This window comes from Leifsonia sp. TF02-11 (genome assembly GCF_017565305.1).
Lineage (GTDB): Bacteria > Actinomycetota > Actinomycetes > Actinomycetales > Microbacteriaceae > Leifsonia.
The window spans coordinates 176,793-198,775 of sequence record NZ_JAGEKP010000015.1 but is presented as its reverse complement, the minus strand read 5'-3'; the positions used below and the strand labels follow the sequence as shown (position 1 = coordinate 198,775).

The following is a 21,983-nucleotide window of genomic DNA, read 5'->3' as shown; positions in this document are numbered from 1 at the left end:
TCAGCTCTGTCGACCCAGCGCCGCGAGGTGCTCGCGGATGCCCCGGAAGTGTGCGTTCAACCGCTCGGCCGTCAGCACTTTGTCGCCGCTTCGTACCGCGTCGAGGATGAGGCGGTGCGCGTGCGCATTCTCGATGAGGCCGCGCTGTTCGACGCCGGCCTCCTCGTGGATCTGGCGGTAGACGTTCCAGAAGACCTCGAGCAGGTTCGACAGCAGCTCATTGTGCAGGGGGACATAGAGCAGGCGGTGGAAGTCCTGATCCTCGTCGATGAAGTGCTTTCCCTGCGCGGCGAGCGCCTCCATCGCCTCGACTCTGCTCTCCAGGGCGAGGAGGTCGTGCTCCGTCATCGCGTCGATCGCCAGGCCGATGAGACCGGACTCCAAAGCCTGACGCACATCCACCAGCTCCAGCGCCTCGGCGCCACCGTGGCGCAGGGAAAGCCGTCCACGGAACGCGAGGCTGGCGCCGAGCGACTCGAAGCTGGTCGCCGCGACGAACGTGCCGAAGCCGTGGCGGATCTCCACGACGCCGAGCGCCTGCAGGACCTTGAGCGCTTCGCGCACGGTGTTCCGGCCGACGCCCAGCGCGGAGCACAACTCGTTCTCGGTCGGCATGGGGTCCCCGACGTCGAGGTTCCGATTGAGGATCAGGTCCATGATGTCGTTCTGGAGGGTGCGCATCCGCTCCTGTGCCCCGAATCGGGCCAGTCTCGTCGCAGTCAGTTCGGTGGTCACCGTTCCCCCTCCAGGTTCGTGTCGTTGTTCAATGTAATGGGTCTGCCGCCGCGGGCCGCGGCATAGCACGCCTCGGTCACCGCGAGGCTCGCGCGCGCGTCGCTCAGGCTGTAGCGCGGCTTGCTCCCGGCGGCGAGCGCGCCGATGAGCTCGTCGAGGAACCGCTCGACGGCGATGATGGAGCTCGGGCCGCCGACGGGTCGCGCCGTCTGCCTGCCGTCTGTTCCGAACACCGCGATCGCCGGCTTGTCGTCGTCGGCGATCGCGTGTCCGTGCGACCCGAGCAGCCTGATGGAGGAGGACACCGGCCCGTGCCCGGGAGCGGCCGCTACGCGACCCAGCGTGACCGTCGCGGTCACTCCGTTCTCCAGCAGCAGCGAGACGACCGCGGAGTCCTCGACGCCCGTCTCGCGGTGCGCTTCCTGGAACAAGATCGCCGTTTCTGCATACACCTCGACCACCTCCAGACCGGTCAGGTCCCGGATGTAGTCGACCGGGTAGAGGAGGAAGTTCAGCAACTCGCCGCCGCCGGAAAGCGCCGGGTCCGTGACAAGCTCCGGCCGCTCCACGGACGTCGAGAAGTGGGCACCCGAAGCGAACCACTCGACGTCGACGTGGAGCGGCAGGCCTAGGTGACCCGCGTCGACCCAGCTGCGCAGCCGTTCGACTGCGGGCGAGCGGAGGCGGTTGACCACCGAGACCGTGCGGCCCGAGCGTTTCTGCGCGGCGAGGATGCGGTCTGTTTCCGCGACGGTCACGGCGACCGGCTTGTCCATGAGGACGTCGGCCCTGGCCTCAAGTGCCGCGATCGCCAGCTCCGCGTGGCGGGTGGGCTCGCTGCACACAACGACTAGATCGCAGGTTCCGGGCGCGAGCAGCTCGGCAACACTGAGGAACGGCAGCCCGTTGCGACGCGCGGCCTCCCGCGAGTCGGCGAGCATCCAGAGCGGCGCGGACTCCGCCTCTGCGACGCCCACAACCGTGGTCCGCGGATCGGCGAGGAAGGTCGGCAGGTAGGACTCGGCGTGCCGGACGGCGGAGAGGAACCCGACGCGGATCATGCGGGCACCTCGTCGCGGATATCGATCGGCAGGCCGGTGTCGAGCGAGCGCTGGGCCGCGATGGCCGCTGCGAGCGCGGCCCGCACCTGGCCGTTCCGCACGATCGGCTCGGCGCCGCCGACGACATCGACCCAGTGGCCGAGCTGCGCTGCCATCGCGTCCTCGACCGAGGGCAGCGGGACGCCGGCTCCGGCGGAGTGCAGGACGGGGTCGTCATCGGTCGAATGGGCGACAGTCCCGTCCGTCCCGGCAACGACGATGCGGCGGAACATGTCCTTCGGCTGGGCGAGCGCATAGGAGATCTCGAGGGTGGCGAGTGCGTCGTCCTCGAAGCGGACGATCAGCTGGAACGAGTCGTGGACCGGCATCTCCGCCGCGAAACTCGGGAACGACCGGGCGAACACACGCACCGGAGCAGCGCCGAGGAGCCAGGTCGCGACGTCGAGGAGGTGCGTGCCGTTGTGGACGGGATGCCCTCCCGACTTCGCGCGGTCGAGCTGCCAGCCACGCCAGCCTCCCGGCCAGACGTAGCCGGTGTACCAACTGACGTGAGCGAGTCGCGGGCGTCCGACGGCCCCGTCGGCGATCGCGGCGGCGAGCGCCGCGACAGCCGGCTGGAAGCGCACGGTCTGGCCGACCATCAGGGTCGTTCCTGCACCTTCGGTGGCGCGGACCATGGCGTCGAAGTCGGCCAGGCTCAGCGCCGCGGGCTTCTCGACGTGGACGTGCTTCCCCGCATCACCCGCCGCGATCGTGAACGGTGCGTGCGCGGCCGTCGCGTTGCACACGTCGACGGCCACAACCGTCGGGTCCCTCAGAATCGTGCCGTAGTCGTCCGTCGCGATCGAGCCGGGCGCGAACGCGGCGATGCGGCGCGCTCGGCCGAGGTCTGACCCGTGCACGTACGCCACTTCCACGCCAGGGAGGGCGGCCAACGCGCGCACGTGGTCTCCGGCGATAACGCCGGAACCCGCTATCGCGACCCGCGTCATCGCGCAGCCTCCGCGGCGAGCGTGTTCGCACGGATGGCCACCAGTGCTGCAGTTGCCGGATGCTCGGTCAGGGTCGTGGAAGTGCCGCGTACGGCGGCTGCAACCTCGTCCAGCTCGCACGCGACGGCCGTCCGCATCCAGAGCGGTCCGGGTCCGCCGGTGTTATAGGACTGGGCGGTCTCGGCGGATTCGCGCAGCGATTCGTCAGAAGCCGGATGGTCGAACACACCTGTCACCTCGGCGATCACACCGTCCTCATAGCGCGTAACGGTTCCCGCCCGGAAGTCGGCCTCGACGCTGGCCTCGGTGCCGGAGATGCGGAACCACCACTCGGCCCGGTGGGCGGAGGTGGACACGCTGTGCCGTCCGAGTGCTCCCGACGGTGTTCTCAGCTCAGTCACGATGTCGCTGTCCACGAGGTGCTCGCCATGCGCGAGGGGGGCGCCGGTCATGCCGAGGACTTCGCTCGGCTCGCCGAGCGCCCAGACGACCAAGTCGAGTTCGTGAATCTCGTGCAGCAGCTCCCCGCCGCTGCGGCGCCGGTCGAGCTTCCACCAGTCCCCCGGATCGTCAGGCAGGTGCACGACGCGTCTGCGGGCGCCGGCGGCCTCGATGATCTCGCCGAGGTCACCGCGGCGCGCCTGGGCGACCATCCGCCGCACACCGGGGAAGGACCGCATGACATGGCCGACGATCAGCCGGCCGTGGGCTCCGCGCGCGGCGGCGAGGATGGAGCCGACCGAATCCTCGTCGATGCCGAGCGGCTTCTCGACGAAGACGTGCTTGCCGGCACGCAGTGCGGCGACCGCCGGCTCCGCGTGGAGGTGGTTGGGGGTGGCGACGACGACCAGGTCCACGGCGGCGTCGTCCACGAGTTCGGTGAAACTCGCGTACTGGCGCGCGTCATGGGCCCCGGCGAGACGCCGGGCGGCGTCCGGTACCGCGTCGGCCACCGCGGCGACGACGAACGACTCGTGACCGGCGCAGGCGCTGGCGATCATCGTTCCGAAGAAGCCGGCGCCGACGACGCCCACGCGGATGGGATCGCCCAGGCGGTTGGGATCGCTCACGCGGCGCCTCCGATCGTCGCTTCCGCCACCGCGCCGACCGGGTGGTAGCAGCGGGCGGTGTGGAGCGGGACTGTCTGGAACCGCGTCACCGGCGGCATCTCGGTCGCGCACTGCGCCGTCGCCTTCCAGCAGCGGGTGCGGAACGGGCATCCCGACGGTGGATGGACGGCGGAGGGCACCGGCCCCTCCAACGTGATCGGCTCGACGTCCTCGACCAGGCTCGGCGTCGCGGAGAGCAGCGCCTCCGTGTACGGGTGACGCACCTCGCCGGGGACCGCCGCGGCGGGTGCGACCTCCACGATGCGTCCGAGGTACATGGTGACGATCCGGTCGCTCATCCTCCGCACGGTCTGGATGTCGTGCGAGATGAAGATCATGGCCAGGTCGAACTCGGCCTTCAGCTCCAGTAGCAGGTTGAGGATCTGCGCCCGCACGGAGACGTCCAGAGCGCTGGTCGGTTCGTCCGCGACAAGGACGGACGGCTGCAGGGCCAGCGCCCGGGCGATGGCGACGCGCTGGCGCTGGCCTCCGGAGAGCTGCGCGGGCAGCGCGTCGGCTGCGCTCGAGGGGAGGCCGACGAGGTCCATCAGCTCCGCCACGCGCGCGGTCCGCTGCTTCGCGTCTCCGATGCCGTGCACGGTCAGCGGATCGCGCAGGATGCTCTTCACGGGCATCCGGCGGTTGAGGGCGGTGGACGGGTCCTGGAAGACCATGCCGACGTTGCGGCCGAACTTCGTCCGCCGGGCCGACGTCGACATCGTCCAGAGCGACTCGCCGTGAAAGAGGACTTCGCCGGACGTCGGCTGCTGCAGTCCCACGATCGCCTTGGCCAGCGTCGACTTGCCGCAGCCTGATTCCCCCACGATCCCGACGGTCTCTCCTGCGCTCACGGCGAGGTCGGCACCGGTCAGGGCGTAGACGGTGTCCTTGGCGAAGAGCTTCTCGCCGTTGATGCGGTGCTGCACGTGGACGTCGCGCAGTTCGAGGATCGGCTCGCTCATGCCGGCACCTCCTTTCGTTCGAGCTGCCCGACCTCACGGGCGGGATGGTGGCAGGCCACCTCGTGGACGAGCCTCGGCCCTTCGAGCTGGGGGTCCTCGCGCCGGCAGATGGCGGTGGCCGCAGGACAGCGGTCCGAGAACCGACAGCCGGCGGGGAATGCGGCGGGGGACGGCACGACGCCCTTGATCTGCGTCAACTCGGAGTCGCCCGACTCCAGGGAAAGCACCGCCGAGAGCAACCCACGCGTGTAGTGGTGCGCCGGTGCGCCGACGACCTCGTGGATCTCGCCGGTCTCGGCGACCTGGCCACCGTACATGACGACAACACGGTCCACGATGTCGGAGACGAGGGCGAGATCGTGCGAGACCAGGATGAGCGCGAAGCCGAGCTCCTCCTTGAGCCGGAGCAGGAGCTTCATCACCTGCGCCTGCACCGTGACGTCGAGTGCGGTCGTCGGCTCGTCCGCCACGATCAGCTTGGGGTCGCGGGAGAGCGCCATCGCGATCAGGACGCGCTGCCGCTGGCCACCCGAGAGTTCGTGGGGGTAGGCCTTCAGCGTCCGTCCGGGGTCCAAGTTGACCAGTTCCAGCAGCTCTGTCGGTGTGCGGTGGCCGCCGCGGCGGGTCAGCTGGGTCAGCTGCTGCTTGATGGTCATCGCCGGGTTGAGCGAGCTGAGGGCGTCCTGGTAGATCATCGACATCCCACGGCCCATGAGGGCACGGCGGTCGCGCGGCTTCATTCCGATCAGTTCACGGCCGTCGAAGCGGATACTGCCCCCGACTCGGGCGCCGCGCGGCTCGAGCCCCATGACGGCCAGGCTGGTGAGCGACTTGCCACAACCGGACTCCCCGATCAGACCGAGGACTTCGCCGGGACGCACATCGAACGAGACGCCGTCGACGACGTTCACGCCGTTATGTCGGTCGGCGAACGAGATGGTGAGAGCGTCGACGGAGAGCACGGGTGCGACAGCCGGGATGGCCCGGACCCGGCGCCGGATCCGCTCCCCCGCCTGACGCAGGCCGGTGATCTCGGCCACGGCGTGCTCGCCGCGGTCGACATCCTCCGCCTCCGCCGTCACGGCCTGAGCAGCGGCCTTGGACGCTTTGGCGGACGGAGCCGCGATCGCATCGGTCAGTCCCTCCGCGAGGATGTTCAGGCATAGCACCGTCGCGAAGATCACCAGGCCCGGGAAGAGTGTCGCCCACCAGCCCCCGGTCAGCAGGAGGTTTTTGCCGTCCGCGATGACGCTGCCCCACGACGGGTTCGGCGGCTGGACACCGGCGCCGATGAACGAGAGCGACGCCTCGAAGACGATGGCGTCAGCAACCATCACCGTGGAGAAGACCAAAATGGGCGCGGCGATGTTGACCGCGACATGCCGGGTCACGAGGAAGAAGCGCTTGGCCCCGATGATGCGCTCCGCCGCGATGTAGTCCTCGCCGTACTGCGACTGGACATTGGCGCGTACGATCCGGGCGATGGATGGCATGTAGAGGAAGCCGATGGCGAGGATGAGGACGAAGACGTCCCGCCCGAAGACCGCGACCAGAACGGCGGCCAGGGCGATGCCCGGGAACGCCATGATGACGTCCAGGACGCGCATGATCGTCTCGTCGACGCCGCGGCGGCTCGTCGCTGCGAATGCTCCGACGATCGCGCCGGCGATGAGGGCGAGGGCCGTCGCGCCGAGGCCGATCGCGAGCGACCAGCGCCCGCCGTAGAGGAGCCGGCTGAAGATGTCGCGGCCCTGGCTGTCGAGCCCGAAGATGTGCGCAGCGCTCGGCGCCTTGTCGGCGGCGACGGACTGCATGTTCGGGTCGTACGGGGTGAGCAGCGGCGCGAGGATCACGGCCAGCACGATCACGGCCAGCACGGCGATGGCGATCCAGGCGCCGAGGGTGAGCCGGCCGAAGCGGAGGCCCGGCCGGGAGAGTCGTTCGGAGAGTTTGGTGCGCATCAGTGACTCGTTCGCAGTCTCGGGTTGGCGAGCATGGACAGGATGTCGACGATCAGATTGATCACGACGAAGCCCAGGGCGATCGTCAGGACGACGCCTTGGACGATGGCGGGCTCGTTGTTCTTGACGGCCTCGATCATCAGCTGGCCCATCCCGGGGAGGTTGAACATCTGCTCGATGACGACGGCCCCACCGAGCAGGTAGCCGATCCGCAGCCCGAGCACGTTGAGCGGGTTGATGAGAGCGTTGCGCATCACGTTCCGCCCCACGACGACGAAGGGAGGAAGCCCCCCGCCGCGGGCGGTGCGCACGTAGTCCCTGTCGAGCTCCTCCACCATCGATGTGCGCACGATGCGGGTCATCTGGGCGGAGAGCGGCAGCGCGAGGGCCAGCGCCGGGAGCGTCATGGTCATCAGCCATCCGTAGATCGAGTCGTTCGGATTGACATACCGGGACGAGGGAAAGATCGGGATGTTGATCGAGAACCACTGGACGAGGAGCAGCGCTACCCAGAAGGAGGGGGCGGCGACTCCACCGAGGGTGAGGACGCGGATCGTCTGGTCCGGCCAGCGGTCCCGGAAGACGGCCGAGATCGTCCCGAGGGTGAAGGAGATGACGATGGCGATGATCAGGCCGAGGAAGGTGAGTTGAAGTGTGAGCGGCAGCGCGGTCGCGATCATCGTGGTGACGTCCTGGCCCGTGGCGAGACTCTTGCCCAGGTGCCCGGTGAGGATCATCCCGAGGAAGGCGAAGTACTTGACGATGAAAGGCTGGTCGAGTCCGTGCTCGTGCCGGAACTGCGCGAGCTGGTCCGGGCTCACCGGCGCGTCGGCGAAGACCGCGACGGCGGGGTCGGTGGAGGAGAACTGCATCACGGTGAAGACGAACAGCACGATGCCCAGCAGCAGCGGGATCAGTGTCAGCAGTCGTCTGCCGATCATTCTGAGGACGACGGTCACGGTGGTTCCTATCGGGTAATGCCGGCCGGGGCGCGGTCAGGCGCACCCCGGCCGGCGGGTGCTCAGCCCTTCAGCTGCGCGTTCATCATGTAGACACCGGGGATGTTGAGGGCCTGCACGCCGCTCAGCTTCTTGGCGTCCCATGCGGTGAAGAGCTGCATGTGCATGACCGGGTAGATGACGCCCTGGTCGGCGATCATGTTGAGCGCCTTCTTCATGTCGGCGTCGGTGGTCTTCGTCGAGTCCGACTGCTCGGCGGCGGTGAGGACCTTGTCGAGCGCCGCGTACTCGGGCGTCTGACCCCACTTGTTCCAGAGCATGAACGTGTTGGTGTTGGAGTAGAACCAGCGCACGTTGAGGTCCGCGTCCGTTCCGAACTGGTTGGGGTTGCCCGAGAAGGTGAGCACGTCGGCCGGATCGCCCTGCGCCACCTTGGTGTTGAAGGTGGCGGTCTCCACGACGTCGAGGTTCGTCTTGACGCCGATGGCCTCCCAGTCCTGCTTGATCGCGTTTACGGCGACGGTGGTCCAGGAGATGTTGGTCGAGAGCAGCGTGAGGCTGAGGTTGCTGACACCGGCCTCCTGGAGCAGCTTCTTGGCCTCGGTCGGGTTGTAGTCGTACTGCGTGGCCGCCTTCGAGTAGTACGGGCTCGACTCCTGGAGGAAGCTCGTGGCCGGAGTGCCCTTGCCCGCGATCGAAACGTCGATCAGCTTCTTGGTGTCGATGGCCATCCGCAGCGCCTGGCGGACGCGCTTGTCGTTGAAGGGCGCCTTACTCGTGTTGAAGGCCAGGCCCAGGAGGTTCATGCTGTCGGCGCCGTCCACCTTCAGCCCCTTGCCCTGAAGACTGGCGATCGAGTCCTGCGGGATGTTGTCGGAGATCTGCACGCCGGAGACGCCGGAGGTCAGCAGGCTAGTGCGGGCGGCCGCATCGACCGAGACGTTCCACTGCATCGAATCGATCTTCGGGTGCAGCGGGCCGTTGTAGCCCTTGTTCAGCACGAAGGAGGTGAACGACGTCGGCTCGGTGGCCTTGATCTCGAACGGGCCGGAGCCGAGCTGGTTCTTCGCGTCGGCATAGAAGGAGTCGGGCTGCCCGTCGAAGATGTGCTTCGGCATGATCTTGAGGATCGAGAAGCGGTCGATCGCATACGGGAACGCGTTCTTGAACTCGAGCTTCACGGTGTGCGCGTCGACCTTGACGGCGTCCTTGAGCCAGCTCGAGAAGAAGGCCGTGGTGATCACCGGCTTCTGCGTGTTGAGCACCCGGTCGACGGAGAAGACGACGTCATCGGCGGTGACCGGCTTGCCGTCGCTCCACTTGGCTCCGGACCGGAGCTTGACTGTCCAGGAAAGCGCCTTGGTGTCCTTGGGCATGTCGGCGGCGAGGGCGGCGTACGGCTTGCGGTCAACGGGCGAGGAATCCCAGAGCGCTTCATAGATGTGGTTTTCGGCAGACATCGCGAACGCGGAACCGGTGTTCAGCGGGTCCCAGGAGCTGTTGTTGTTATAGCCGATCGCGACCTCGACGTGACCCTTCGCGGCCGCGCCGCCCACCGAGGTGCTCGACTGCGGGCCGGAGCAGGCTGCGACAAGCCCGACGGTCGCCACCGCGGCGACGAGCCCGGCGAGGCGTTTGAGCGTGCGTGCTCGGGAACCCGGCAACTTCGTTGTTTCCACTGCTGTTCCTTTCGGGAATGTGCTGGGGGAGAAGAAGGACCCACATAGGACGTCCCACCTCTTGGAAACAAGACCGTAGATGACCTCGGACCACTTCGTCAATAGCGATTTTCCGACTGGGCGATCGGCCCCATTGACGCGCTCCGCCCGCTTTGCAATACTCTCATGGCATCAAGACATCCCACGTCCTATCACCCGTGGGTTCAAAGGAGAATCGTGACGAACGCCGCCATCGCACCGCACCCCGCACACGGGCCGGACGCCGACACCACTCGCTACCAGGGGATCATTCCGCCGGTCATCACGCCGCGCACGGAGAGCGGGGAGATCGATGTGGAGTCGCTCCAGCGCGTGACGTCACACCTCCTCGACGGGGGCGTCGACGGGCTCTTCATCCTCGGGTCGTCCGGCGAGGTCCCCTACCTTACGAACGAAGAGCGCAACCTGGTCGCCACCACCGTCATCCAGGCGAGCGATGGCCGCGTGCCCGTCCTGGCCGGGGCCAACGAGCAGACCACCGCGCGCGTCGTGGCGGAAGCCCAGCGCCTCGCCGACCTCGGCGTCGACGCACTGGTGGTGACGTCGCCGTACTACGCGCTGTCCAACCAAGCGGAGGTCGGTCAGCACTTCCGGACGGTCCGGGAGCACGTCGACCTTCCTCTCTTCGCCTACGACGTCCCCGTGCGCACCCACGTGAAGCTCGGCCTCGAGGTGGTCCGCGAGCTCGCCGAGGACGGTGTGATCGCCGGCGTGAAGGATTCCTCCGGCGATGATGTCTCCTTCCGCCTCCTCGCTCTCGCAACCGAGCACCTGCCCGCGTTCCGGGTCTTCACCGGTCACGAGGTCGTGGTCGACGGCGCGCTGCTCGGCGGGGCGCACGGCGCCGTGCCGGGTCTCGCGAACGTCGATCCCGCCGGGTACAGCAGGCTCTACGCGGCCACCGCCGACGGCGACTGGGCCGCGGCCCGCCGCGAGCAGGACCGCCTCGCCCGCCTGTTCGGCATCGTGGAGGTCACCGAGGCCGGCGTCTCGGCGGGCGCTGCCGGACTCGGCGCGTTCAAGACCGCGCTCCAGCTGCTCGGGGTCATCACGAGCAACCGGATGAGCGAGCCCATGCGATCGCTCGGCGCAGCCGAGACGTCGCGTATCCGCGGCCTCCTCGAAGCGTCGGGACTCCTGTGACCGGGCGGCCGGCCGGATCCGCCACGGCCTCCGGGGAGCACGGTGCCCCACTCGACTGATGCCCGACTCGCCGTGGGCGTCGACCTCGGCGGCACCAAGATCGACGCACGCCTGCTCGACGCGTCCGGAGATGTCCTCGCGCACGCGCGATCGGCCACGCCGGCCGCCGGCGGCCAGGCCGTCGTCGCCGAGATCGCGGCACTGGTCGCCACCGTGACCGAAGACCGCGATCCGGCAGAGCTGGCGGGCGTCGGGATCGGCGCGGCAGGGATCATCGAGCCGGCTACCGGAGACGTCCTCGACGCGACCGACGCCATCGCCGACTGGAAGGGTGTTCACCTCGCCGCCGGCGTCGCCGAACTGACCGGACTGTACGTGCGGGCGATCAACGATGTGCACGCCCATGCACTAGGTGAATCCGTGCTGGCCGGCCTCCCCCGCAGTGCGTCACTCCTCCTGATCGCGGTGGGCACGGGCGTCGGGGGCGCGTTGATCCGCGACGGCGATTTGGTCGCGGGAGCACACGGAGCCGCCGGGCACTTCGGCCATATCGCATCCCCGCACGCCATCGGGCTGCCATGCTCGTGCGGCGGTCGCGGGCATGCCGAAGCAAGCGGGTCGGGTCCGGCGATCCTCGAGAGCTATCGGAGGCTCGGCGGTTCCGCGTCCGACGCGATAGACGTCTCGGCGCGCGCGGCGGAAGGGGACGAAAGAGCTCGAGCAGCGATCGATCTTTCCGCCACCACAGTCGGTTCCATCGTCGGCGGTCTTGTCAACGGTCTGGACCCCGACCTGGTGGTCGTCAGCGGGAGCGTGGCACGCATCCCGGGCTGGTGGCAGAAGTTCGAGGCTGCCGCGCGACAGGAGACCCTCCCCCTGCTCACATCCGTCGCGCTACGGCCCAGCGCCGGTGACTCTGCAGCATGTATAGGCGCCGCGAACCTCGTCCTTGAAAAGGAGAACGCCCCATGACCGACTTCTTCGACGCTGTCGCCGGGCGGCTGATCGTCTCCGCTCAGGCGTATCCTGGCGAGCCCATGCGCGATCCCCGGACCATGGTCGCCGTCGCGGAGTCCGCAGAGCGCGGCGGCGCCGCTGCCATCCGGCTGCAGGGCCTGGACGACATCCGGCTCGGTGCCGAGACCCTCGATGTCCCGGTCATCGGGTTGTGGAAGGACGGGAAGGACGGCGTCTTCATCACGCCAACCCTGGAGCACGCGCTGGCCGTCGCCGCCGCGGGCGCGGACGTCGTCGCGATCGACGGCACCCGACGGGACCGCCCGGACGGCCGCACCCTGGCCGAGGTCGTGAAGGCCCTGCGGAATGAAACCGACGCGCTCATCATGGCCGACTGCGGAAGCGCCGCGGACGCCATCACCGCCGCCGAGGCGGACGCCGACATCATCGGAACCACCCTCTCCGGATACACCGGGGAACGCCCGCGCGGCGAGGGACCCGACCTCGACCTCATCACCGAGCTCCGCGCGCTCGCGCTCGGCCGGTTCCTCGTGGCTGAGGGCCGCATCCACACTCCGGAGCAGGCGAGGCAGGCGCTGGCGGCCGGGGCCGACTCCGTGGTGGTCGGCACCGCGATCACCCACCCGCAGACCATCACCTCTTGGTTCGCGCGCGCGGTCGAGGTGCGATGAAGACCGTCGTCAGCGCCTACGCGGCCTCCCCCGCATACACGCGCTGGGATCCTGCGTTCGAAGAGCGCTTCCTCGCCGAGCTGGTCGCCCTGGACGGCGTGGATGCGCTGGAACTGCCGTGGCTCGGACGCCTCCATCCCTTTGACGACGAGTGGCTGATCTCCCGGGTGCCCGCGACCGAGCTGGTCATCACCGCGCTGCCGTGGACGATGACCCGGTCGAAGGCATCGCCCAGCTACGGCTTGGCGTCGACCGATCCGCTCGGTAGGGCGGACGCCGTGGCCGACCTCGACCGGATGCGCCGCGACCTCGTGCGTCTGCCTGTGATCCCGAGCGTCGTCCTCCTACACACGGCCCCTAGCGGCGCGCTCGGTTCGGTCGACGCCCTCCAGGATTCGCTTGCATCGATCACGTCGTGGGACTGGTGCGGCTCCACCCTGGCGATCGAGCACTGCGACAGGGCCGTTCCCGGCCGACCATTCGAAAAGGGCTTCCTCCCCCTCGCCGACGAGCTCGCCGCGCTCGAGGGGATCCCCGAAGCGGGACTCTGGCTGAACTGGGGCCGGTCGGCCGTCGAACTGCGGGACGCCATGGCGGTCACGGCGCAGGTCGCGGCCGCCGCCGCGTCGGGTCGCCTCGTGGGCCTCACCCTCTCTGGAGCCGCGAGCACGGACGGACCCTACGGGCTAGCGTGGGCCGACGCCCACCTCCCGTTCGCCGAGACGGATCCGCGGTCCGGTTCCCTACTGACCCGCTCGACCGCTCGAGCAGCTCTCCGGGCAGCGGCCGACGTGTCCTGGCGCGGGCTGAAGGTGAGCCGACGGCCAGGCGACGAGTCGGTCGCCGAGGTGCTCGCGACCGTGGAGGCGAACCTCGCCGTTCTGCGCGAGGCCGATGAAACACCGGTTGCCGCCGTGGGCGGGGCGCTAGTAGGAGGAACAGATGGCTGAGTCGTGGTCGTCGCAGACAAGGACGCGGCGGGCGAGCTCGCGGCGGAGTCGATCCAGCGGCTGATCGCCGCCAAGCCCGACGCTGTGCTCGGGCTGGCGACCGGCTCCACCCCGCTCCCGGTGTACCGGGCGCTGGCCCGGCGGATCTCCTAGTCGGGCCTCGACGTCTCGCACGTGCGCGGCTATGCCCTGGACGAGTACGTCGGCCTGGCCGCGGGGCATCCCGAGTCGTATCGCGCCGTCAGCGCGGTTCTTGGCCAGCGAGTCCGACGTTCCCATGCACTGCATCACGCAGGGGCTCTCGACGATCCTGCGCTCCCGGCATCTGCTGCGGCTCGCGTTCGGCGAGGGCAAGGCGGAGGCGCTGGCCGGGGCGGTGGAGGGGCCGGTGTCGGCCTCCAATCCGGGGTCGGCCGTCCAGCTCCACCCGCACGTCACCGTGCTGGTGGACGAGGCGGCGGCCTCCCGGCTGCGCAACATCGACTACTACCGGCACGCGTACGACCACAAGCCGGCCTGGCAGAGACTTTGAGGGGACACGAGCGAATTTGCCGGATCCAGCGGGCTTGGCGACCCGTCGGTCCGCGCTCTCGTTGACATGCCCGGCCCTCCAACGACTACGACGTCAAGGAATTGTGGGGGCTGAGGGGCCGCCGACTTCCAATGAATCAAAGGGCGAACGCTGTATTCAGTGAGGCTTTTATGGGGGAAATGCCTTACACGCCACGCAGAAAGTGCCTCTGATCAGCACTTTTGCAGCGGAGAAGGAGGGGTTTGAACTCTATTTCTGGGCCAGCCAGAGTCCGGGTCTTGCCTCAATATCCCCGGTCAGAAGCGTTATTTGGATCACTTGTGATCTTGCTAGATTTGTTGGGATCGCGTCAGCTTGTGGGCAAAATGTGGGCAAACCCAGCGAGGTGCGCTGCCAATTCGCCCTCGCGTCATGGGCGGTTCACAAAGCGCGGCCCCAACTCGCGCAGTGACCTCAATACCTGATCACTCCAACTCGAACTTGCCTATTTGCCAGCCGCGGTCCGCGCGGGCATAAACAAAAAAGCGGGGAGCGGCTCACACATGAGCGGCTCCCCGGCTTTAGCTTTTGGGTCCGTAGACGTCTTCGACTATACCACAGGTGCGGCATGATCGATCTATGTCAGCAATCGGTTCGGCAGCAAGCTCACCCGCCGCGGTTGCGCACGTGGTCGCGCGGCTTGAGGACTTCTTCCAAGACACTTCGCCCTGGCAACGGCGCCTCTGGGACGCCGGCCTCATCCTCAGCCTAAACGAACTCGTAGACGCTGTGAGGTGGTCCGACGCGAAAGTCCTCTCCCCTAGCTCCGTCAAATGGCTAGCCGGTGACATTGAGCGTCTAGCTGGACGCGATCGGGGAGTTGGGGAGCGCGAACTTCGCCTCCAACTACAGTCGGTCCTGCGCTCACCGATGAAGAGCGGTGACGCCCGACATCGGACTTTGCGCGAGTTGACGGCCCTTATTGGGGACGGCTATTTGCTTCGTTGGGCCAGCGCGGCTGCGGACGTCAGTAGGCCGCCTTCGGCTGAAAGATTCGCACGAGCTATCGCCGCGCATCTCCTCGATCTCGGCTACAGCCCCCGCTATCTTCACGGCTGGATTCGGCGACTCAAACCGAGCAGTCTCGTCGACATTGCCACAGCTGCGCACGCCATCAGCGTTTCGGGAATGCAGTCATATGAACTCCTAGTTCCGTTTCTGAGCGTTCCGGATCTCGCCGGCAACAGGGACGGCAACGAACACTGGTTGTCAGCGACGGCGGTGGGTCAGTGGTTGACTGACCAGGGCATCACAACGAGCGAGCGACACAACGGTGGGTTCGTTTACACAGTAAGCGCACGTGATCCTTTCGCCGCAGCCGATCTGGCTCAGGAGATCGTCGATCGGATGAGCGCACGCGCTAAACACAGTCGAAAGACAGCACGGCCGGTGCCATGTGGGCATGTCTGGATCGCAGGGAGAGCCAAGCATGTGCCGTTGGTGCGCCCACCGCGAGGTGCCTTTGTGCTCTCTCTTGTCGCCGAGCAGCGTCTGTACGCCGTCGCCAACCGCTCGGCTCTGGACAATGCGCTGGAATTAGCGGCGCCACTCAACGATGGATCACCGGCTGCCGCAATCTCAGGCGGATGGTCAGCGGTTGAGGCCTTGCTGCTGAGCCCGGAGGACGACGGCGAGGGCGGCCGAGGGATCATTGCCGCTGATCGGATGGCAGCTCTGATTACGTGCTCATGGCCGCGTGCTGACCTGACCGCCATTTCCTACCGCCATGCGCCAACGAGCCCGGACCGCTTAAGCACACAGCTAGCCAGCGAAACCGTAAACAGGGAACGCGCCCGAGCGGTAGCCGATTGGATAGGTGGGGGGAACAACCTAGTCACTAGCCGTCCGAGTGACGCCGCAGCAGTAGAGCGGATGGTGAAGCTTGTCGCCGAACCGCGGCGAACACTCGGTGACATCAGGACCCATATGACCACCGCCATGCGCCGGGTATACCGACATAGGAACCTCGTCATGCACGGTGGGGCAGTTAGCGTTGAGACATTGCCCATGACTCTGCGCACTGCCGCACCTCTGATCGGAGCAGGCCTGGACCGCATCACGCATGCTTCCTTGGCAGAAGGCGTACATCCGATTGACTTGGCGGTGCGCGCTTCAATCAGCCTCGAGCTTATGAGCCGCCCCGACGGTCGGGCGCTCGTGGACCTTATCGAGTAGTGACAATGAGCGCGCCGCCGACGTTGCGACGGGCATGAGTTCAATCCTGTTGTAGTTCTCTGATTCGCTGCGCTGCGACATCCCAGTTGTCGAGCAGCGACGCCGCGTTTGACATCCGGGCGACGGCGCGCACGATCGTGTTTCCGGGTGCCCGAAGAATCTTTGTCATGGCACCAATCCCACGGACTGACGCCGCAAATGACCCCAGTCCACTCATTCCTTCACGAGCGTTCTCGGCCAGGCTAGAAATTGCGTCAAGGAACTCGGGCACGTCGTCGGTACTTCGCAAGTATTCGTTCGTGGCGATCAGCTCGAGAAGCGGCGACACTTGTGCATCCAGCTCCCGCAAGTCTTGTTCGAACGAGTTCGTGAGCCGATCAAAATCGCCACCCCTGACGTTCAAAGTGTCAGCGAACTTGCGCAGCAGGGTCAGTTTTACGCTCGGAGACGCCGAGTCCGGAACCGAGTTCATTTCCCTTGTCGCGGATTCGGTTTCCTCACCGATTGTCACGATGCATGCGGCGATCTCCTCGGTCGTCGCACTCAGCGGCTCGAAAGCCGTGTTGAGTTTCGCCATCAACTCCAGGTAGCCATCGGAATCGTCGTCATCTATTGACGGCACACCCTTAAGAGATTCAGGTCCCAGGATCGGCGACATGTCCGTAGCCGTGCCATTGCGGAGCGCTTCCCACACGCGAGTAGCCGCTACCGGCTCGGGGGCTCCCTGAAGCCCCTGCTCAATAGCGGCGGTTAGCTTCTTCCTGGCATCGATCAGACCGAATTGGGTGCGATTGATCATGATTGTGCGAATCGCTTTGACATCAAAAGGCAACGCGGTTGAGCCATCAGCGACTTGGATGGTCAGCTTGTTTAGGGAGTGCCGTAGACCGAGCTCGTACATGACGTTCGCATTCGCGCCGGTGATGTCGGCGATAACTATGTCCGACTCGTACAGGCGCCTAAAGATCTGATCGGTGATGTCGCCGCTTATCGAAATCTGATCGGCGCGAACAGCGTCGATACCGAGGAATGTGCAGGCTGCCTGAATCACGCCTTCATATATTTCGAGTGACGACTCCCATATGACGCGGGCTGGCGACCCGAGGGGGGCGTGCTCCTCACCAATCGGGCCGATCACAAAGCATGTCGTCACTTCTTCATACTCCGATCACACTCAGCCTCAGCAAGCTCGAACATCCTCTCGGCGTTCCCAAGCGCCGCACTCGCATCCGCAAGGGTGCAGCCGCCACCTGAAGCGTACTGAGCTTTCGGCTTCACTTTCAGCAATCGAGTTAAGCGCGCCGCCATTGAGTCCATGCCAATGCGGCGGAGCTGTCCAGGTGCGTCATCGTGGCGCATAGTGGCTGTTCTCTGAACCCCATGTGCCGCGAGTACCGCGTCCGCAGAGGCAATGGCAGACGTTACGCAGAGACTCACGATCGGGTCTGAGAATTGAGAATCGCCTGCGGCTATCTGGGCCAGGTCAAGGTACGTCTTCGCACTAGCCAACCGCCCGGCGACGTTCTCGCGGTCTTTGGCGGGCGGCATGCGCAGACTCTATCGCGGGCACGAAGACCCAGCCGGGCTCCGCGACTGCTGATGATTTGTGCCTCCAACGCTCCGCTCCACTTCGGATCTTCGACGACGGACGGCGGACCTTTATCACCCGAGAGATGGCGCGACTGGCCGGACGGAGACCTGGAAACGAGTACGTCGGAAGATGGGTAGGCCCAACCGACCAACGAATCAACGAATCAAGAGGACCCAGAAGAAGCAAGGAGGAACAACGGAACGAACTACATGAACGGGAAGAGGGGAAGCGACAATCGGGTAAACGAGGTGCAATGCACGTAGGCACTTTCAGTGGAGCACTTCGCGACGCCCGGAATGACGGGGGTCGCATGTAAACCATGTTGCATGGCAAAACGAGGAAGTTCGCTCACCGGGAAACGACGCGAACTGTCGTATGCAAGACAGCGCCATGACCACGACGCGGCGGCCGCCCGACGAGCTGCGCAGCGGATCCAGCGCGAGGCCGACCAGCGCGTGGCTACCGCGGTCGGAGCGCTCGAGTCCCGCTGAGGCGGACGCGACCAAGCCATCGCCCATCTGCTCAGAGTGGCCCAGTCGCTCGACGAGCTACGCCTGCAGGAAACCGCCCTCGTCGCGGGGCGGGATGAACTCGTCCAGCTTCTCCGTGACAGCGGCGGCAGCTGGGACTCACTTGTCGCGATCACCGGCCTCAGCCGTCAAGCGCTTAGCAAGCGGATGACTCCGCCAATCAGTACCTAATGACATCCCCCGTCCGCCCCGCACGAAGCACTGTGGCGCTTTGAGAGGCCGAGTCAAGGGTGCAGCTGCGCTGCATCGCGCAGCGACGCGGAGCGCCCTTGACACGGCCTCTCAAAGCGCGATCCTCCGCTGTCGGGGCGGATGAGGAGAACTGAGCAAGCGAGCCACCAAGGACCGGACCAGCCTCCCGCCAAACCTCACGTCGGTGTCGGCGCTCACTCGTAGAGTGTCCTCAACCGGCGCCGAGGAGCTCGTGCGACGTCGCGAACAACCCCAGACGGAAGGCACTTGCTGATGGGGACCATCTCGCCCTACGACACCGCGCATGGGAAGCGTTACCGCGTCCGCTATCGAACGCCAGACCACCGCCAGACGGACAAGCGCGGCTTCAAGACAAAGCGCGATGCCGAACTCTTCCTTGCTTCCGTTGAGATCTCGAAGGCGCGCGGCGAGTTCGTCGACGCGTCCGAATCGGCGATCACGATCGGTGCACTCGGAACGGTGTGGCTCAGCAACCAGTCCCACCTGAAGCCATCCTCCAAGAAGCCGCTCGAGGTGTCCTGGCACAAGTACGTCCAACCCCAGTGGGGCCGGCTCAGGGTGCGCGACGTCCGGTTCTCCGAAGTGCAGAACTGGGTCACCCGCATCGGGCAGGACCGGTCGGCGACCGTCGTCCTGCGGGCCTATGGAGTCTTGGCCGGCATCCTCGATGTCGCCGTGCGCGATAGGCGCATCACCTCCAACCCAGCCCGCGGCGTCAACCTGCCACGGAAGGTCGCGAGGCCCCATGTCTACCTCACCCACGAGCAAGTGCATCGGCTCGCGGCCGCGTCTGGCCAGCACGCGCTTCTCGTATTCCTTCTCGCCTACACCGGGCTGCGCTGGGGTGAAGCGATCGGACTGCGAACCCGCGATGTCGACCTGCGCCGCCGACGAATCACGGTGACAGTGAACGCCGTCGAGGTGGCGGGGGTCATCGAGGTCGGAACGCCCAAGACTCACAAGCGACGCGACGTTCCCTATCCCCCTTTCCTCTCTGAACTCATGGCCGATCAGATTGCAGGAAAGGGCCGAGACGACCTGGTGTTCAGCGACGCCGACGGACAACACCTCCGACGCACACGAGTAAGCACCGGGTCCCGCAGCTGGTTCAAGACCGCGCTGCGAGAGGCGGAACTCGAGCCGATGACTCTCCACGACCTCCGCCACACGGCCGCTTCGCTGGCCATTAGCTCGGGTGCCAACGTCAAAGCGGTCCAGCGGATGCTCGGGCACGCCTCTGCCGCGATGACCTTGGATCTCTACGCCGACCTCTTCGACGACGACCTCGACGACGTCGCCATGCGCCTTCAAGCCGCCGTCTCCGCGGCAAGTGTGGGCAAAATGTGGGCAAACGCCTCTTCCACCAACTGAAAAACCCCCGAAATCACGGGGATTCCGGGGGTTTCGATCGGCGGAGACGGAGGGATTTGAACCCTCGGTCCCCTTACGGGGACTCCACCTTAGCAGGGTGGTGCACTACGCCTGACTATGCGACGACTCCCTGTGCATGCCCGAGTTTGCAGTGCTCCGTGGAGGGCAACGCACTGAATCCAGCGCCTCGCACGTGATTCTCGGCATGCACGGGACGATATCGGGACGATGGGATGCGAGGCCGCAGGAGGAGAAGGTACGCCTACCGGTCTGAGGGCGGCACCAAGCCAAAGGCTCTGCGAGGCAGCGAGCGCCGCGATTGGTCAACAGGTCAGAGGAAGGCACATCGGGGCGGAACTGCGACGTGTCCCGAAACAGCCCCGCCCCGATGTGGTCATTTCGGCTCGCCGGTCGGGGTGATAGCGGTGACAGAGCCGGTCAGCGTTGCGAGTTCTTCCTCGAGTTCGGCCATGGCCTCTCCCCCGGCCATGAGATCGGTGATCTCTTCGCGGCTGCGTTCGCCCTTGCGGAAGTCGTCGGCCTTGCGACCGTGGATCAGGACCGCGAAGCGGTCGCCAACGGTCATGGCGTGCAGCACGTTGTGAGTGACGAAGATGACCGCGATGCCCTTTGCCCGCGCCTGCATGATGATCCGCAGCACGTGGGTCGCTTCCTTGACGCCCAGGGCCGCGGTGGGCTCGTCGAGGATCAGCACGCGGGCGCCGAAGTAGACGGCGCGCGCGATGGCCAGGGACTGGCGTTCTCCGCCGGAGAGTCCGCCGACCAGTCGGTTGCCGTCCGTGACGCGGGTGATACCCAGGGACCGGACCTCCTTGACGGCGATCGCGCCGGCGGCCTTCTTGTCGAACCACTTGAACGGACCCCATCCCTTCGTGGGCTCCTCACCGACGAAGAATGAGCGCGCCACCGACATCAGGGGGAAGGTGCCGCCGGTCTGATGCACGGTGGCGATGCCTTTGGCAGCGGCGTCCTTTGGGCTGGCGAAGGAGACCACTTCGCCGTCGACCTCCATCGTTCCTTCGGTGGGCTTGTGGAAGCCGGAGAGGATCTTGATGAGGGTCGATTTGCCGGCGCCGTTGTCGCCGAGAAGGCAGAGCACTTCGCCGGCGTCGACTTCGATAGAGATGTCCTCGAGCGCCTGGGTGCCGGCGAAGGACTTGGATACGTGGGTGAGTTTCAGCAGTGGCGCGGACATGGTCATGCCCCCTTCTTGACAATCTTCGACTGGCGAGGGCCGGATGCCAGGGCGAGTCGGCGGAACGTGTTGTTGGCGAGAACGGCGACCAGTACCAGGACGCCGAGGATGAGGCTGGCCCAGTCGGAGTTCCAGCCGGTGTAGTAGATGCCCTGGTTGACCAGGGCGAAGGTCAGGGTTCCGAGGATCACCCCGACGACCGAGCCGTAACCGCCGGTGAGCAGCACACCGCCGACGACCACGGCGATGACAGCGTTGAACACGAACGACTGGCCGGTGCCGGTCTGTGCGCCGTTGTACAGGATGGTCTGGATGATGCCGACGAGAGCGGCGCCGACGCCGGTGCTCATGAACAGTCCGATCTTGACTTTGGCGACCGGGATGCCTGCGGCGCGGGCGCTCTCCTTGTCACCGCCAATGGCGAAGATCCAGTTGCCGTATCGCGTCATCTGCAGGATCCACGCGACCACGAGCGCGACGCCGATCGCCCAGAAGATCGCGACCTCGAACTTTCCATCGATCAGGGTGCCGAAGATCGCCTTGGAGAAGGGGTCGGGCGTGAGGGGGACGCTGGTGTTGCCGGCGAGCAGTCGCGCAAGGCCCAGCGTCAATCCGGCGAGGCCGAACTGCATGGCTAGGGTGACGATGAACGACGGAACGTTGGTGCGGGTGACCACGAGGCCGTTGATGAATCCGGAGCCGGCACCGAGCGCTAGCGCGGCGATGATGCCGACCCAGATCGGCGCCCCCCATGTCCCGGAGACGATGGCAAGCGTCACGGAGCTGGCGGCGACGATGGAGCCGACGGACAGGTCGAACTCACCGGCGATCATCAGCGCGCCGACGGGCACGGCGATGATCGCGAGCTCGGAGGCGACGTTGAGCCAGCTGGCCGCGCCGCCAGCTGAGAGGAACTGCTCGCCGCCGAAGATCGCGAAGAAGACGAAGACCGACACGGTCCCGATGAGGGCACCGGTCTCCGGCCGACGGCCGATCTGGGGGACGGCGATGGTGGGGCGTGTTTTCTTTTGCGTTGTAACGGAAGGGGACACGTGCGAAGTCATGTTGAACTTTCTT

16 protein-coding genes, 1 tRNA gene and 1 pseudogene are annotated in these 21,983 nt (G+C 66.4%); 6 read left to right on the top strand and 12 right to left on the bottom strand.

The features are described 5' to 3' along the window. From JNB50_RS18890 to JNB50_RS18855, 8 genes are all read right to left on the bottom strand, one after another. Positions 1 to 735 (bottom strand): FadR/GntR family transcriptional regulator, encoded by a 735-nt coding sequence (locus JNB50_RS18890; RefSeq protein WP_374222273.1) that lies wholly within the window; start codon positions 733 to 735, stop codon positions 1 to 3. Further along, positions 732 to 1,796 carry a Gfo/Idh/MocA family protein gene (locus tag JNB50_RS18885; protein WP_208041689.1) on the bottom strand — a complete coding sequence of 355 codons (1,065 nt, stop codon included), beginning with the start codon at positions 1,794 to 1,796 and terminating at the stop codon, positions 732 to 734. Before JNB50_RS18885 ends, JNB50_RS18890 begins: the two co-directional genes overlap by 4 nt. Further along, positions 1,793 to 2,788, bottom strand: a complete 996-nt coding sequence (locus JNB50_RS18880) for a Gfo/Idh/MocA family protein (protein WP_208041688.1) — start codon at positions 2,786 to 2,788, stop codon at positions 1,793 to 1,795. The genes JNB50_RS18885 and JNB50_RS18880 overlap by 4 nt, the downstream gene beginning before the upstream one ends. Continuing rightward, positions 2,785 to 3,858, bottom strand: a complete 1,074-nt coding sequence (locus JNB50_RS18875; RefSeq protein ID WP_208041710.1) for a Gfo/Idh/MocA family protein — start codon at positions 3,856 to 3,858, stop codon at positions 2,785 to 2,787. The genes JNB50_RS18880 and JNB50_RS18875 overlap by 4 nt, the downstream gene beginning before the upstream one ends. Next, positions 3,855 to 4,859, bottom strand: a complete 1,005-nt coding sequence (locus JNB50_RS18870; protein ID WP_208041687.1) for an ABC transporter ATP-binding protein — start codon at positions 4,857 to 4,859, stop codon at positions 3,855 to 3,857. Before JNB50_RS18870 ends, JNB50_RS18875 begins: the two co-directional genes overlap by 4 nt. After that, positions 4,856 to 6,820, bottom strand: coding sequence for a dipeptide/oligopeptide/nickel ABC transporter permease/ATP-binding protein (locus JNB50_RS18865; protein ID WP_208041686.1), 1,965 nt, complete (start codon positions 6,818 to 6,820; stop codon positions 4,856 to 4,858). The genes JNB50_RS18870 and JNB50_RS18865 overlap by 4 nt, the downstream gene beginning before the upstream one ends. Continuing rightward, the gene (locus JNB50_RS18860) at positions 6,820 to 7,779 is read right to left on the bottom strand and encodes an ABC transporter permease (RefSeq protein ID WP_307794795.1); all 960 of its coding nucleotides are present in this window, start codon (positions 7,777 to 7,779) and stop codon (positions 6,820 to 6,822) included. Before JNB50_RS18860 ends, JNB50_RS18865 begins: the two co-directional genes overlap by 1 nt. A gap of 62 nt (positions 7,780 to 7,841) precedes the next feature. Then, positions 7,842 to 9,458, bottom strand: coding sequence for an ABC transporter substrate-binding protein (locus JNB50_RS18855; RefSeq protein ID WP_208041685.1), 1,617 nt, complete (start codon positions 9,456 to 9,458; stop codon positions 7,842 to 7,844). 216 nt (positions 9,459 to 9,674) lie between these two features. Here JNB50_RS18855 and JNB50_RS18850 point away from each other — a divergent pair, with 216 nt between their 5' ends. The 5 genes and pseudogenes from JNB50_RS18850 (at position 9,675) to JNB50_RS18830 (ending at position 13,771) form a co-directional block, all read left to right on the top strand. Next, positions 9,675 to 10,640 carry a dihydrodipicolinate synthase family protein gene (locus JNB50_RS18850; RefSeq protein WP_307794794.1) on the top strand — a complete coding sequence of 322 codons (966 nt, stop codon included), beginning with the start codon at positions 9,675 to 9,677 and terminating at the stop codon, positions 10,638 to 10,640. A gap of 42 nt (positions 10,641 to 10,682) precedes the next feature. After that, complete coding sequence (locus JNB50_RS18845; RefSeq protein ID WP_208041683.1) at positions 10,683 to 11,612, top strand: ROK family protein; 930 nt, start codon at positions 10,683 to 10,685, stop codon at positions 11,610 to 11,612. Further along, a complete protein-coding gene (locus JNB50_RS18840) occupies positions 11,609 to 12,289 on the top strand; it encodes an N-acetylmannosamine-6-phosphate 2-epimerase (RefSeq protein WP_208041682.1) in 681 nt (226 codons plus the stop codon). Before JNB50_RS18845 ends, JNB50_RS18840 begins: the two co-directional genes overlap by 4 nt. Next, positions 12,286 to 13,239 (top strand): DUF4862 family protein, encoded by a 954-nt coding sequence (locus tag JNB50_RS18835; RefSeq protein ID WP_208041681.1) that lies wholly within the window; start codon positions 12,286 to 12,288, stop codon positions 13,237 to 13,239. Before JNB50_RS18840 ends, JNB50_RS18835 begins: the two co-directional genes overlap by 4 nt. A gap of 3 nt (positions 13,240 to 13,242) precedes the next feature. Next, positions 13,243 to 13,771: pseudogene (locus JNB50_RS18830) on the top strand (hypothetical protein). A gap of 2,254 nt (positions 13,772 to 16,025) precedes the next feature. Here the strand turns inward: JNB50_RS18830 and JNB50_RS18825 are convergent. Next, positions 16,026 to 17,036, bottom strand: coding sequence for a hypothetical protein (locus JNB50_RS18825; protein ID WP_208041680.1), 1,011 nt, complete (start codon positions 17,034 to 17,036; stop codon positions 16,026 to 16,028). A 1,535-nt stretch (positions 17,037 to 18,571) separates the two neighbouring features. On the opposite strand from JNB50_RS18825, the gene JNB50_RS18820 reads away from it, so the two are divergent. Then, complete coding sequence (locus JNB50_RS18820; RefSeq protein ID WP_208041679.1) at positions 18,572 to 19,690, top strand: site-specific integrase; 1,119 nt, start codon at positions 18,572 to 18,574, stop codon at positions 19,688 to 19,690. A gap of 41 nt (positions 19,691 to 19,731) precedes the next feature. Here the strand turns inward: JNB50_RS18820 and JNB50_RS18815 are convergent. The 3 genes from JNB50_RS18815 to JNB50_RS18805 form a co-directional block, all read right to left on the bottom strand. Next, positions 19,732 to 19,820: transfer RNA gene (locus JNB50_RS18815), tRNA-Ser, on the bottom strand. A 264-nt stretch (positions 19,821 to 20,084) separates the two neighbouring features. Next, positions 20,085 to 20,912 (bottom strand): ATP-binding cassette domain-containing protein, encoded by an 828-nt coding sequence (locus tag JNB50_RS18810; RefSeq protein ID WP_243768668.1) that lies wholly within the window; start codon positions 20,910 to 20,912, stop codon positions 20,085 to 20,087. Next, positions 20,909 to 21,970: an ABC transporter permease gene (locus JNB50_RS18805; protein ID WP_208041678.1), complete on the bottom strand. Its 1,062-nt coding sequence runs from the start codon at positions 21,968 to 21,970 to the stop codon at positions 20,909 to 20,911. Before JNB50_RS18805 ends, JNB50_RS18810 begins: the two co-directional genes overlap by 4 nt. Between the last annotated feature and the right edge of the window lie 13 nt (positions 21,971 to 21,983).

Coding starts and splice junctions, on each gene's coding strand:
- JNB50_RS18885 (WP_208041689.1), bottom strand. CDS start 1,796: ATGATCCGCGTCGGGTTCCTCTCCGCCGTCCGGCACGCCGAGTCCTAC.
- JNB50_RS18880 (WP_208041688.1), bottom strand. CDS start 2,788: ATGACGCGGGTCGCGATAGCGGGTTCCGGCGTTATCGCCGGAGACCAC.
- JNB50_RS18870 (WP_208041687.1), bottom strand. CDS start 4,859: ATGAGCGAGCCGATCCTCGAACTGCGCGACGTCCACGTGCAGCACCGC.
- JNB50_RS18865 (WP_208041686.1), bottom strand. CDS start 6,820: ATGCGCACCAAACTCTCCGAACGACTCTCCCGGCCGGGCCTCCGCTTC.
- JNB50_RS18840 (WP_208041682.1), top strand. CDS start 11,609: ATGACCGACTTCTTCGACGCTGTCGCCGGGCGGCTGATCGTCTCCGCT.
- JNB50_RS18835 (WP_208041681.1), top strand. CDS start 12,286: ATGAAGACCGTCGTCAGCGCCTACGCGGCCTCCCCCGCATACACGCGC.
- JNB50_RS18820 (WP_208041679.1), top strand. CDS start 18,572: ATGGGGACCATCTCGCCCTACGACACCGCGCATGGGAAGCGTTACCGC.
- JNB50_RS18810 (WP_243768668.1), bottom strand. CDS start 20,912: ATGACCATGTCCGCGCCACTGCTGAAACTCACCCACGTATCCAAGTCC.
- JNB50_RS18805 (WP_208041678.1), bottom strand. CDS start 21,970: ATGACTTCGCACGTGTCCCCTTCCGTTACAACGCAAAAGAAAACACGC.